This is a genomic window from Rothia sp. P6271, from assembly GCF_048512995.1.
In the GTDB taxonomy this organism is placed as follows: domain Bacteria; phylum Actinomycetota; class Actinomycetes; order Actinomycetales; family Micrococcaceae; genus Rothia.
Window position 1 is genome coordinate 61749 of sequence record NZ_JBLXXV010000008.1, and the last position, 13403, is coordinate 75151.

Genomic DNA, 13403 nt, shown 5'->3' on the forward strand with positions numbered 1-13403 from the left:
CTTTCCCACAACATAACACTCAGGAACACCACAACAACACCCACACACAGTATTCTCGAAAACACCATGACCGACCAAAAACACACCACCATACAAACAAGTTGGGGAACGCACATACCAGCAACCCCCACCCCCAACGCACCCCTCGGAGTCTTCGACTCCGGAGTCGGCGGACTCACCGTCGCACGCGCAGTAATGGACCAGCTTCCACACGAAAACATCATCTACGTCGGAGACACCGCAAACGGCCCATACGGGCCACTGACCATCGCACAAGTACGCGCCAACGCCCTACGCATCATGGACGAACTCGTAGACTCCGGCGTCAAAATGCTCGTCATCGCCTGCAACACCGCATCAGCAGCCGTACTACGCGACGCACGCGAACGCTACACCAAAAAATACGGGATACCCGTCGTAGAAGTCATCCAACCAGCAGCACGCCGAGCAGTCTCAGCAACACGCAACGGAAAAATAGGCGTTATCGCCACAGAAGCAACCGTCAACTCACGAGCCTACGAAGACACCTTCGCCGTGAGCACCTGCGACATCTACTCCGTACCCTGCCCACGATTCGTCGAATTCGTCGAAAACGGTATCACCTCCGGCGAAGAACTCCTCGCCACCGCACAAAAATACCTCGCACCCCTCAAAGAAGCAGGCGTCGACACCCTCGTGCTAGGGTGCACACACTACCCGCTACTGACCGGCGTCATCTCATACATCATGGGGGAAGACGTCACCCTCGTCTCATCCTCAGAAGAATCAGCAAAAGACGTCTACCGTGCACTCGTACAACACGGCATGGAACGAGAAGCAGGGCTGAGCACCTCCCACGAATTCCTTGCCACCGGAGAAACAGAATCCTTCGAAAAACTTGCCCGACGCTTTCTCGGCCCAGAAGTCACCAGCGTCCAACACACAGAATCCATCGCACACCAATACCCCACCGGCTCACTAGCAGTGATGACACCAGAAACCCCGCGTATCAGCGTCTCACCTGCCATGAACGAGCACAACAAATAAGGTTCATCATCTATGCGTTTGACCGTCATCGGCTGCTCCGGCTCATTCCCTAGCGCCACATCACCAGCATCCTGCTACATGATCTCAGCAACAGACCTCAACGGCAAAACCTGGCGAATACTCGTAGACATGGGCAACGGGGCATTAGGCGTCCTCCAACGTCACGTCAAACTCGAAGACATCGACGCAATCCTCATCTCCCATCTCCACCCAGACCACTGCATCGACCTCTCCGGCGTGCACGTCGCCGTCAAATGGGACCCCCGCGGATGGAACAAACCACCCATCCCACTCTACGCACCCGAAGGCATCCACGAATACCTCCTCAACACGCACGGACTGACCATGGAAACCAGCATGGACACCGAATTTACCTTCCACGAATGGCAAGCAGAACAACCCGTCAACATCGGCCCATTCACCGTCACACCCTATGATGTTATCCACCCCGTCGTAGCACCCTACGCGCTACGTATCGAATGCGACTCAGACCAAGGGCACACCATCATCGCATACTCTGGAGACACAGACTCCTGCCCCGGACTCGTCAAAGCCGCACACCAAGCAGACCTCTTCCTCTGCGAAGCCGCCTACCAAGAAGGACGAGACGACCACCTACGCGGCATCCACCTCACCGGAAAACGCGCAGCAGAAGCCGCCAAAGAAGCCGGCGCACGCAACCTCCTCCTCACACACCTACCCGTATGGAACAACCCCGAAACCATACGCGCCGAAGCAGAAACCGTATACGACGGCGGAATCGGAATCGCAGAAGCCAGCGCAACCTACGTCGTACACCCCAGACCACAACACATACCAGCACACACCACCACCCTCAAAGTCATCGGAAAACGACTCTAAAAACCGCACACCAACCACCTACAAGAAAAGAGAATAACTCATGACAACACGCAAAGACGGACGCGCACACAACGAACTACGCCCCATCACCATCACCCGCGGATGGTCACAAAACGCAGAAGGCTCAGCCCTCATCGAATGCGGAAACACCCGCGTCCTCTGCACAGCATCCTTCACCGAAGGCGTACCACGCTGGCTCAAAGGACAAGGCAAAGGATGGGTCACCGCAGAATACGCAATGCTGCCACGCGCCACCAACAGCCGTTCTACCCGCGAATCTGTCAAAGGCAAAATTGGTGGACGCACCCACGAAATCTCACGACTGATCGGACGCTCCCTACGCGCCGTCATCGACACCCAAGCACTCGGCGAAAATACCATCGTCCTCGACTGCGACGTACTCCAAGCAGACGGCGGAACCCGCACCGCCGCCATCACCGGCGCATACATCGCCCTCGTACAAGCTATCGAATGGGCTAAAAAAGAACGCATTATCAACCGCAACGCACAACCCATCACCGGAAGCGTCTGCGCAACATCCGTCGGCATCATCGACGGAACACCCATGCTTGACCTACCCTACGAAGAAGACGTCCGCGCCGAAACCGACATGAATATTGTTGTCACCGGCGACGGAAAATTCATCGAAGTACAAGGAACAGCAGAAGGCGCGCCCTTCGACAGAGACGAACTTAACGCACTCCTTGACCTAGCATTAGAAGGAACAGCAGAACTCACCCGTATTCAGCGTGAAACACTAGGAGAATAAACATGCCAGCCCGCATCGTCCTCGCCTCACACAACACCGGAAAACTACGCGAACTACGAGAGATTCTGCGCGACAAAATTAGCGGACTCAACGTCGACGAAGACGTCGTCGACGCCTCAACCATAGGTGCTGTTGACGTCGTCGAAGACGGCGTAACCTTCGCAGAAAACTCCCTCAAAAAAGCGCGCGCCGTTGCAGCGGCAACAGGGCTTATCGCCATCGCCGACGACTCCGGACTAAGCGTTGACGTGCTCGGCGGTGCCCCCGGTATCTTCTCGGCACGCTGGTGCGGACACCACGGCGACGACACCGCAAACCTCAACCTACTACTTGCTCAACTATCCGATATTGACGACGAACATCGTGGAGCACAATTCTGCTGTGCCGCAAGCGTCGTCACACCCACCGGCGAAGAACACGTCGAACACGGGTACATGCGCGGAACGCTCTTACGCGAACCACGCGGAGAAGGAGGCTTCGGATACGACCCCATTCTCGTACCCGAAGACCTCGAAGCACCATACGTGGGGCAAAGCTGCGCAGAAATACCACGCGAGGTCAAAAACACGATGAGTCACCGCGCTCGCGCATTTGAAGCGCTGATTCCTCACCTGATTGCACTGTTATCTGACGAACACGGTTCAGACGAACAATAGTTCTTCAGATGTTAGCGGCGTAGGAGTAAACGATGACACCACATCACGGGTATCTAGAGCAGGCACAATACCTGCCAGTGGTTCAAGCTGTGATGGCTCAAGCCGGTCTGAATATCTCACAAGATCGGTGGGATATTCGCACCAGCGGTTCCGCCCATATTGTGATTAATATGGGTGGAGAACTGAGTATTCGTGTTGCAAAAAGTGACCAAGTTGCCCGCCATGTGGCGCGTCGTACAGAAGTGCTTCGCCGTTTACCGCACCATTTTTCTTTTGAAGTTCCTCGCCCCATCACTCGAACCATCACCCGCCAAGGTTTTACGGCAGTAGGGCTACGGTGGATTAAAGGCGAACCACGAAACCCCGGCCCAGCACCAGCAAAATATTTGGCGCAGCTCGTCCGCGAAATACACCGTGTTGATTATGAGGGGATGGAACCATACCTTGATTCTGCACACCAGCATTGGGGCGGAGAAGACGGGCTGAGTGCCCTCGAACACGATGTGCTTCCGCGTCTTCTCAAAACGAACCGTTCAACAGCGCAGAAAATTATTCAACAAGTACATGACCTTCCCGAGGTTGAACCCGTACTCATCCATAATGACCTTGCAGGGCATAACATCCTCTGGAACGGGGATAAACTTACTGGCGTCATCGACTGGGACCACGCAACTCTTGCCGACCCCGCCTACGATTACGCGTCCTTAGGGAACTGGTACGGGTGGGACTGCCTCAGCTCATTCTTAGGAGAAGATGAGATTCATCGGGCACAAATTATCTCTCGTCTGGTGGCGTTAGAAGCGGTAGCGTACGCCATTCATAACGGTAAAGGCGGCGGTATTATCCGTTTAGCCGTCGAAAGAGCCGACCACTGGTTACAAACGCACCGTCAAAGCCTCATACAACAGAACTAAACCTCACAAAACATCAGAACCTACGTACATAGAGCCGTTCACTATGAAAATAGTGGCTTGTCGATGAGACAAACCCACAAACAAGCCACTATCAACTCAAAAATATGAGAACCGTAATCTAGCTCTTCTGCTGAACAGCAGAACCACCCAACTGGGCACACCAACGATTGAGCGCCTCATCTATCACATCAAGCACTTCAAGACGCGACGTAAATTCTGGCGAAAAAATACTCGAACCATAACCAGCACCCAAAAGAGCGCCCGTAATCGTTGCAGAAGAATCAGACACCAACGGCACACGCACCGCATGAGCAATCGCGTCAAGAGCAGAAACTTCTTCACGATTCTCAGCAACCAAAGCAGACAACACGCCACGACCGAGCACCGCAGAAGAAACCTGCTCATGACGAAACGCCTCGTCTAAAAGATGTGTTGGAACTTCCTGCTCAGATAATGCTTTTGCCTGGCGTAACACACAACGAATCTTCTCACCGTCAGAGGGAATACCGCGCTGCGGAAGAGAATCAATCCATTCCAAGACCGAAAGAACCGCCTGCCGAATGGGTTGCTCCACCACGTCACGATACGCAATGGCATAACGAATTAACAATGCATACGCAATAGAAGAAACTATTGTTTCGGGGTGCCCGTGGGTAAGAGCTGCAGCTCGTGCACTCAACGAGATGACAGTACTTTCTTGCTCAATTGGAAGAAAACCAAAAACAGCAGAAGGTGCTAACGCACCGGTGGTTTGCTCATCGGGGCAAACATGCTTGTCTACAGTTTGCATCTGACCGGTATTCAAAGAACGAGAAATAGCAGGGTCAATAGCATGAGCTTTTTGTAAGGCTGGGTGGCTATCAATCTCACGTGGTAAAGATACCGGCGCCTCAGACTCGAGAACATGTCCGGTACCACGATACCACCGCAAATACGCTAACCACAGGCACGCTAGTTCATCCGCTGAAGAACCCTCATTATTCCATTCAAGAACTTCTGTAAGAGCATCTAATGTGACAAGAGTCAACTGAGTATCTTGAGAGATAGTAAAACAGGTGATGTGATGCGAGAAGAGTGAACGTAAAATCTCATGACGGACCACCGCATCTTCTAAAATGTCCTCTTCTGAAGAAGACTCGGGGGAGAGAACCTGCCTACCAGCGTAATCTCCTAGAGCGGTACCCCATAAGACACCTCGAAGAGAATCTCGATACGTAGGCGACTCGGGGCTAGGGGCAATAATACCTTCTGCAGAAATCATAACTGCCATTCTAAACTCTAGATAACTCAACAGTGAACTACTTTGAAGAAAAACTTCTGCAGTGTTAAGCGCCAATAGGTAAACTAGGGGATATGCGTATTCTGCACACTTCTGACTGGCATCTTGGACGTTCATTCCACGGGTTCTCCCTAGAAGAACACACCCAAGAACTTCTGAAAGAACTGATAGATACTATCCGCACCGAATCTATCGACGTGCTTCTTATCAGTGGAGATGTCTACGATCAGGCTCAGCCACGTGTGAATACCGTCAAAATGCTGTCGCAAACCCTCGAAACTATTAACGCTTTAGGGTGCGCTATCGTCATTTCTAGCGGTAACCACGACTCCTCTATCCGTTTAGGGTTTGGAACAAAAATTCTTGAACGCTCCGAAGTTTACATGCGCACCAGTATCGACAACATTGACCAGCCGGTCATCATCGAACGTGACAACCAAAAAGTAGCTATCTACGCTATCCCATACCTCGAACCACGAAGCGCGAGCGCACGCTTTGAGGTGGAACCAACCCACGCGCACGTTCTCGAATATGCTAGTAAACAAGCCCAAAAAAATCTACAAAAACAACAAAACATCACGGCCTCTATCATGATGGCGCACTGTTTTGTGACCAGCGCAGAACCCTCAGAATCAGAACGCAACATCCATGTGGGCGGGTTAGGCACTGTAGGCGCTCAAACCTTTGAAGGGTTCAGCTATACCGCGTTAGGGCACCTGCACCGCCCCCAAAAAATTACCGACACCATCCGTTATAGCGGATCATTATTGGCGTACTCCTACTCAGAGGAAAAACATCGTAAAGGGGCGTGGATTCTCGACATTACTGACGACGGGGCACTAAACATCCAAGAACATCACTGGCGCACAACAGTTAACCTGAAAACCCTTCGAGGCACACTACACGAACTACTCAACAACCCCGAATACAGCGCCTACTATGAGCACTATTGCAGAATCTACATCACTGATACACCCCGCCCCACTGGTGCTCTTGAACAACTACGCCAAAAATATCAGAGTATCGCTGAGCTCCATTTTGAACCAGAACAACGCAGCGAAACAGAACCAAAAACATACCGCGAACGTATCAAAAAAAGTCACGACGTCGTTGCGACCTGCACCGAATTCTTCGAACACGTCCGACAAAATCCACTGACCGAAACAGAAAAAACATACGTCAACGGCATCGTCCAACAAGCACAACGCGAACTCGAAGCGAAAGAAGGCTAACGATGAGACTGCATCGACTAGAAATGACCGCCTTTGGCCCGTTTGCGCACACCGTCAGCATCGACTACGAAAAACTTAACGAGAGCGGACTCTTCCTCCTCACAGGGCCCACCGGATCAGGAAAAACCACTATCTTTGACGCTATCTGCTTCGCGCTCTACGGAAAAACTTCTAGTGCAAGAGCAGACCTCAAAAGCCACTTCGCCACGCCAGAAGCCATTCCCTCCGTTGAACTAGAATGCACTATCAGCAACACTCGACTAAAAATCTGGCGTAGCCCCGAATGGCAAAACCCACAGAAAAAATCAAAAAATCATCACCGAGTTCACGTCCAACAATTCAACACCACCACACAACAATGGGACACCCTCGCCGAACGAATCAGCGATGCCGCCACCTATATCACCGGGCTCATCGGACTCGACGAAAAACAATTCACCCAAATTATGCTCCTACCACAGGGCGAATTTGCGAAGTTTCTCAACGCAAAATCAGCAGAAAGAGAAACCCTCCTCAAAAAGCTATTCCCCATTGATACCTTCGAAAAAGTACAAGAACTCCTCAAAGAACAAGCACAGCAAGCTAACGAACACACCACACAGATAACGGAACAACTCCGCCACCTTGAGGAACAATTCTTCAACACCTACCAACGCTGTCGTATCGAACACCTCGAAGAAGAACTCAACCACGCTGCACAAAACCTCATAGACGAACTCCCCGAAGAACAACACCACACTTACCTACAACAGCTCAAACAACTCACCCAACAACACACCCCAACCACCCCAAAAGATGACGACACATACACTCTTGACCAACGTCAAGAACACATGGAACAACACCACACCATCATCCAACGCATACCGCCACTAGTACGCCAACTACACCAAAACATTGCAGAAGAACTAGAACGCAACCACGAACACAAAACCCAGCTCCAACGCCGTATAGAACACCACCACCATTACACCCAGCTACAAGAACAACAACAGCAACTTAGCGCACAAACCAGTCACATCAACGAACAACGCCAAAAAGTGCGCCGTGCACAAGAAGCACAACAACTCCTACCTCTCTACCGTCGCTTCATCGACACCCAACAGCAACAAGAGCACAACACCCAACATCAACAAAAACTCGCCCAACATATACAACAACTCTGCACCGAACACCACCAACACATCCACCACAACCCTCAAAGCATTGAACTGCCCCTCATCACAGAACTCTGCGAACGCCCACTAAAACACAACACCAACCTCAAAAAATATGGTGAACAACTCCCACACCTACTCCAAACACTGCACGAACTCGCACGAGAAGAAGAACAACTCAACCACGCCAAAAAACACTACCAACAGCTACTCACCCGCCAAAAAACACTGAGTGCAGCCGTTGAACAAACCCAACAACAACACGAAAAAACACAACAACGCTACGAAGAACTCAACGAACAATACCAACAACTAGCAGACACCGAAGAAGAACTCGTACACGCCCAACAGGCATACGCCCAAGCACAAAACATCCTTGCGCTATCCCAAGAACACGAAAAAGAACAAGAACACCTCAACAAAGAACAAGAACACTACAAAACCTACGAAACACAACGACGAAAAGACGCACAACAGCTCGAAAAACTACAACAACTACGCTACAACCAAGCCGCCTATAGCCTCGCAATCAACCTCACACCCAACGAACCCTGCCCCGTCTGTGGATCCTGCGAACACCCCGCACCAGCACACCACAACGCCACCGAAGAACTCGTCGAACAACGAGACATTGACCAAGCACAACAACAACTAAACCACTCCACCGAAAACACCAAAAACAGCCACCAAAACGTTCAACGTATCACCCAACACCTCGAAGAACTCACCCGCAACGGCGCACTACCCATCCACCAAGCCCACGAAAACCTCACCACACACCGCGAACAACAAGACCAAGCAGAACAACGCCAACACCAACGCAAGACCCTCAAAGAACAACTCAACTCCCTAGAACACCAGCTTCAAGAACTTAAAGAACAAGCCATCCAACACCACACCAGCTACGAAGAACACCAAAAAACTCTCAACGAACAACACCAACACATCACCACCCAAGAAAAAACCCTCAAACAACACCACACCGACTACACCTTGAATGAAAGAATACAAAACCTCAACAAACTCAACAGTATTCTCGATGAACTCAAAATAGCCCATGCACAAGCACAAAACATCAGCGAACAACACCAAAAAAATCAGGATGAATGGCACCAAAAACTAGAAGAATCATCCTTCACCAGCATCCACACAATACAAGACGCCACCATACCCACCACACAACTACAACAATGGGAAGAAGACATCGCAAACCACGATGCAAACACCCACTACATTACACAAGCCCTCACCCACGAACACATGGTTGCCGTCGCCAACGAACTAGCACAAGGACACCAACCACCAAGCACCAAAGACCTCGAACACCAACAACACAAAACCAAAAACCTGAGCAGCTATAAAGACGTCCTCCTCGGACACACCCTCACCTTTGAACAAGCCCAAAACACCACCACACAACTCCTCGCACAATACCGAGAACACCGTGCAACATGCGAAGAGCTCACATCTCAAGCACAGATGAAACAAGAACTCGCTAAAATTGCGTACGCAACATCTACCGACAACACCCTCAAAATGCAGCTGACCACCTACATCCTTGCTGCACAACTTGAAGACATCACACAAGCAGCCAGCGAACACCTCCAAGCCATGACACACGGAAGATACCAACTCCAACACAGCGACCACAAAACACAGAGCAAATCTGGTCTAGGATTAGCCGTATACGACCACTGGCACGACAGACAACGCTCACCCGAAACACTCTCAGGAGGAGAAACCTTCATGGCATCACTCTCCCTCGCACTCGGACTAGCCGACGTCGTACAACACCGACACGGAGGAATAGAAATAGACACCCTCTTCGTCGACGAAGGATTTGGTACCTTAGACGAAGACACTCTCAACAACGTCATGGAAACACTCGACGGACTACGCGAACAAGGACGCGTCATCGGACTCATCTCACACGTGAACGAACTTAAAACCCGAATACCAGAACACATCACCTTGGTCAGCTCACCAGAGGGGTCAGATATTGTCACCCAAATATCCTAAACAGACCGAAACACCGAGCTACACCAGAACACTGCGTATACGACACTCCATACGCTACCTGCAAAACCGCCTCATCTACCTCACCTCAATTGTCGGCAAAAAATTTATCATCTTCTCACTTTTTGGACGACTTCCCACCTACATGGTGGCGCTCGCAGTGCTCATTAGTATGGGAACACGTACGAGCGAGATTACTCTTGGCGCGTATGCGGCGGGGCTTATCACCATGAGCTCAGCGGTGATGCAAAGAACTCACCGGCGTGTGGCTCAACGTTTTGGTTACCGCTCGGTGGTGTGTATTACGGCAACATTGAATATTCCGGCCGTAGCGTTCTTGATGGTGCAAACGGTGCAATTTGCTCCTAACCGTGCCAGCGGATCAATACCTATCTTCTTGATAGCTTCTGCATTAGCAGGGGCAACTACCATCCCCTTGAGCGCTGCGATGCGCAGTTATTGGAGTGAACGTTATACGGCTACTCAAGATCGTAGGCTTCTAAACTCTGCTATCGCTTTAGAATCTATGCTTGATGTTATTGCGTTGCCTCTGGCTGCAGCAAGTGTGGGCGCTATTGCTATTTTTTCGGGAGCATTATCGTCACTGTATGCTGTTATCTTCATCGACGTCTTCGCCATCTTCTTTATTCTATGGTTTCCTAAAGCCATCGTAACGCTCAAATTTTCGCACTCGTCTGTTGAGACGACACCTATTACTGTACGTAATCCACCTCCTTTGGGGGCTTTGCCGATGCTTGGTATCGCCTGCATTGGTACAGCAATCGGCTCGACACAGACCGCATTGGTGATTCGTGGTCTACATTCTGACACCCTCGAATTTGTGGGGTTTTATATTGGCATGATGGGAACTGCTGGCGCTTGTACCTGCGTTATTTTGACGGTTCTACGGTTACGTTTAGGCACATGGCAGGGCTGGCTCTTAGACGCTCATCTACTGTTATTGGTGGGTTTGATTCTGTCTATCCCACAATCTCAATTCTGGATTACTGTTGTTCTTGCCATCTACGGTGGACTACTTGGCGCATCACTGATGTGCATGGAGTCGATTATGACTGCTATTGCGGCGCGTGCCAACGTGGGCTTAGCCTTATCTGCAATACAAACCACCTATATTGGTGGGCTTGCTTTAGGGTATGTGTGGGCGGCAACCGTGGGTGAGAGTTTAGGGCAACAATCAGCGATGCTTATTCCGCTATTTGCTGCTGTTCTTTTTGCGCTCTTATCTCACGTATATGGTGCCAAATGGAGAGCAACCTACGAAGAACGTCTTCCACTCTTAGAAGATTTTGACCCTCCGTCGTCGACAACCTCATAAGGCTCTTCCCCCTAAAATATGGGTGTGCCCCTGCTGAGCTTTTCTGTTCGGCAGGGGCACACCCATGTTTCTTGTACTAAGAGATAGAGAATCTGCTCTAGATGATAAAGGCTTCTTCGCTTTCTTGAACGAGCGCTAACACACGTTTTTTAAAGACTCCGCTGGTAAGAGCATTGACGTGGTTACGTCCGTCTAAGATGAGCTGTTCATAGGGAACGTGGGCTTCGGTCAGAGCCTCAGTAAGCCACGAATAATCACCTGCCACACTATCTTCACTGCCGCGCACCAGCAGAATAGGGCAGAGCGGGTGTAAAAGTGTTGGGTCAAAATCAAAAGCTAACGGCAAACACGCAAAATGTTTGAGTGATGATTCTCGTATGAGCGAATGATTGATGACGGCGGGGAATGTCGGATTAATATTTTCTTGCTCTAAGGAACCTAAAAGATATTGTGCGATGAGCGGTAGATGATCGTGCTGAGGTAGCCCACCGATACTTGTAGAGAGCACGTTATGACCTGCGTAGGAGCTAGCTTCCCATGCGATACGGGCACCAGCGCTAAACCCTACAAGGTGGGCAGGGGAGTCGAGGTCTTCAATAAATTGTGCCACGGCGTGAGCTGCTGATACGAAGAATCCGTGTTCTTCAGGTAATGGAATATCACCCGTATAGGTTAGTGATGGGTCTGGATTTTTGAGGTCTTCATTGCGGTGATATGGCAAATCAACGATGATGCAAGGATACCCTTCAGCGGTGAACCGTTTGACCCATCCGGTGCGCACCCATAATTGTTCTCCGGTTGCGGCGAAGCCGTGTAAAAAGATGATAGGGGAACGTTCTGGGCTGTTTTGTGCAGCAGGGAATATCCGATACGAAAGAGGAGGAAAAATAGTCACCAGTCCACTGTAGTGCGCACCGCTATAGGTGACCAAAGAAAATGAGGAAGATAACGTTCTGCCCTCGTACACCCCATCCCTTTATCAGGGTGTACGAGGGCAGAAAATAAGCACCTATTGTTGAGGTGAAGATTTCTCTTTCTCAAGTTTTTGAGCGAGCGCCTGATAATCTAAACCGTTTTGGGATAGGCGAATCGCTTTCCCCTCAGCAATAAATTTCTCTTTTGTCTCAATAATTTTGATGGCTTGAGTATTATCGCGTGGGCGAAGCTGAACGAATTCTTCTGCCGAAATACCGGCACGTAGTTCGCGCATACGTTCAATTTCTGCGTCAATTTCTGCACCGAGAAGTAGCACATTGTTCATAATCCAGATGAATAAGAGCATGACGATGACAGCGCCGATTAGACCATAGGTGGCGTTATATTTACCGAAGTTTGATACGTAGAATGAGAAGCCTAAACCGGCAAGTCCCATAGAGACAAGTGCGAAGGTTGCACCAGCAGAGAAGAGCCGTAATTTGGGTTGTTTGATGTTGGGCGTGCCGTGGTAGAGCAATGCTACGAGTGCAACGGCGAGGCAGAGGATAATAGGCCAACGGAACCAGAGCCATACACTGGTAAAGGCGGTGAGGTCGAGCCCTGGGACGCTATCTGATATGAAGGTGAGGACTCCACCACTCATGAGCAGTACCATGAGCATGAGAACAAGCATGAAGACGAGAATTGTAGTGACTAAGAGATTTTGCGGTCGGAGTTTCCAGATGGGACGGCCTTCAACTACGCCATAAAGCCTGTTGAGTGCACGTCCAAAAGCGCCGATGTATCCGGAAGCTGTCCAGAGCGCACCGACAACACCAGTGATTAGAGCTAAACCAGCTGCACTAGAAGATGTGAGCTGTGAAATGGGTCCTTCGACGATAGAAAGAACTTCTGCTGGTGCGATACCACTGATGAAATCGATAATAGCGTGTGTGGTTTCTTGTCCACGTCCGAAGACACCGAGGAGAGAAACTACTGCTAGTAGAGCAGGGAAGATAGAGAGCACTGCATGGTAGGTGAGCGCTGCTGCCATATCGGTACAACCGTCAGTACCAAACTTGTTAAAGGCGCGTTTGATGACGTACCCCCAGTTAAATTTGGTGACTTCTTTGATGGTGTAGCGTTTATGAACTTTTTCTGGTGCGGGGGCTTCTTGAGCGCGAGTGATTGTTTGTTCCTCTAAAGACATCCGAACTCCTAGTCGATGCGAATGAGTTGCTA

Annotated in this window: 11 protein-coding genes; 8 read left to right on the plus strand and 3 right to left on the minus strand. The window is 50.4% G+C overall.

What is annotated here, in order from left to right; all coding sequences use genetic code 11:
- The first annotated feature begins 66 nt into the window (after positions 1–66).
- The 5 genes from murI to ACN08X_RS06845 are packed head-to-tail and all read left to right on the plus strand — an operon-like array spanning position 67 to position 4226.
- Positions 67–1026, plus strand: a complete 960-nt coding sequence (gene murI / locus ACN08X_RS06825; RefSeq protein ID WP_419108314.1) for a glutamate racemase — start codon at positions 67–69, stop codon at positions 1024–1026.
- A 12-nt stretch (positions 1027–1038) separates the two neighbouring features.
- Positions 1039–1887: an MBL fold metallo-hydrolase gene (locus tag ACN08X_RS06830; RefSeq protein ID WP_419108296.1), complete on the plus strand. Its 849-nt coding sequence runs from the start codon at positions 1039–1041 to the stop codon at positions 1885–1887.
- Positions 1888–1927: 40 nt separating this feature from the next.
- Positions 1928–2656, plus strand: a complete 729-nt coding sequence (gene rph, locus ACN08X_RS06835) for a ribonuclease PH (RefSeq protein WP_419101453.1) — start codon at positions 1928–1930, stop codon at positions 2654–2656.
- Between the two features lie 2 nt (positions 2657–2658).
- Positions 2659–3312, plus strand: coding sequence for an RdgB/HAM1 family non-canonical purine NTP pyrophosphatase (rdgB, locus tag ACN08X_RS06840; RefSeq protein WP_419105977.1), 654 nt, complete (start codon positions 2659–2661; stop codon positions 3310–3312).
- 32 nt (positions 3313–3344) lie between these two features.
- Positions 3345–4226: a phosphotransferase gene (locus ACN08X_RS06845; RefSeq protein ID WP_419108297.1), complete on the plus strand. Its 882-nt coding sequence runs from the start codon at positions 3345–3347 to the stop codon at positions 4224–4226.
- Between the two features lie 118 nt (positions 4227–4344).
- On the opposite strand, the gene ACN08X_RS06850 is transcribed toward ACN08X_RS06845, so the two are convergent.
- Positions 4345–5487, minus strand: a complete 1143-nt coding sequence (locus tag ACN08X_RS06850) for an ADP-ribosylglycohydrolase family protein (RefSeq protein ID WP_419105975.1) — start codon at positions 5485–5487, stop codon at positions 4345–4347.
- A 92-nt stretch (positions 5488–5579) separates the two neighbouring features.
- On the opposite strand from ACN08X_RS06850, the gene ACN08X_RS06855 reads away from it, so the two are divergent.
- From ACN08X_RS06855 to ACN08X_RS06865, 3 genes are read left to right on the plus strand one after another with little or no spacing between them, the layout of a single operon-like run.
- Positions 5580–6737 carry a metallophosphoesterase family protein gene (locus tag ACN08X_RS06855; RefSeq protein WP_419108298.1) on the plus strand — a complete coding sequence of 386 codons (1158 nt, stop codon included), beginning with the start codon at positions 5580–5582 and terminating at the stop codon, positions 6735–6737.
- Between the two features lie 2 nt (positions 6738–6739).
- The gene (locus ACN08X_RS06860) at positions 6740–9913 is read left to right on the plus strand and encodes an AAA family ATPase (protein WP_419108299.1); all 3174 of its coding nucleotides are present in this window, start codon (positions 6740–6742) and stop codon (positions 9911–9913) included.
- Positions 9894–11246: a hypothetical protein gene (locus ACN08X_RS06865; RefSeq protein WP_419108300.1), complete on the plus strand. Its 1353-nt coding sequence runs from the start codon at positions 9894–9896 to the stop codon at positions 11244–11246. The genes ACN08X_RS06860 and ACN08X_RS06865 overlap by 20 nt, the downstream gene beginning before the upstream one ends.
- A gap of 97 nt (positions 11247–11343) precedes the next feature.
- Here ACN08X_RS06865 and ACN08X_RS06870 read toward each other — a convergent pair whose 3' ends face one another.
- The gene (locus ACN08X_RS06870) at positions 11344–12141 is read right to left on the minus strand and encodes an alpha/beta fold hydrolase (RefSeq protein WP_419108301.1); all 798 of its coding nucleotides are present in this window, start codon (positions 12139–12141) and stop codon (positions 11344–11346) included.
- 114 nt (positions 12142–12255) lie between these two features.
- Entirely contained in the window at positions 12256–13371 is a 1116-nt protein-coding gene (locus tag ACN08X_RS06875) for a YihY/virulence factor BrkB family protein (protein ID WP_419105970.1), read from the minus strand.
- Positions 13372–13403 lie beyond the last annotated feature (32 nt).

What these genes read in the sequence shown, in the direction of transcription:
- murI (WP_419108314.1), top strand. Translation starts at nt 67, where the DNA reads ATGACCGACCAAAAACACACCACCATACAAACAAGTTGGGGAACGCAC.
- ACN08X_RS06845 (WP_419108297.1), top strand. Translation starts at nt 3,345, where the DNA reads ATGACACCACATCACGGGTATCTAGAGCAGGCACAATACCTGCCAGTG.
- ACN08X_RS06850 (WP_419105975.1), bottom strand. Translation starts at nt 5,487, where the DNA reads ATGATTTCTGCAGAAGGTATTATTGCCCCTAGCCCCGAGTCGCCTACG.
- rdgB (WP_419105977.1), top strand. Translation starts at nt 2,659, where the DNA reads ATGCCAGCCCGCATCGTCCTCGCCTCACACAACACCGGAAAACTACGC.
- ACN08X_RS06855 (WP_419108298.1), top strand. Translation starts at nt 5,580, where the DNA reads ATGCGTATTCTGCACACTTCTGACTGGCATCTTGGACGTTCATTCCAC.
- ACN08X_RS06830 (WP_419108296.1), top strand. Translation starts at nt 1,039, where the DNA reads ATGCGTTTGACCGTCATCGGCTGCTCCGGCTCATTCCCTAGCGCCACA.
- ACN08X_RS06860 (WP_419108299.1), top strand. Translation starts at nt 6,740, where the DNA reads ATGAGACTGCATCGACTAGAAATGACCGCCTTTGGCCCGTTTGCGCAC.
- rph (WP_419101453.1), top strand. Translation starts at nt 1,928, where the DNA reads ATGACAACACGCAAAGACGGACGCGCACACAACGAACTACGCCCCATC.
- ACN08X_RS06875 (WP_419105970.1), bottom strand. Translation starts at nt 13,371, where the DNA reads ATGTCTTTAGAGGAACAAACAATCACTCGCGCTCAAGAAGCCCCCGCA.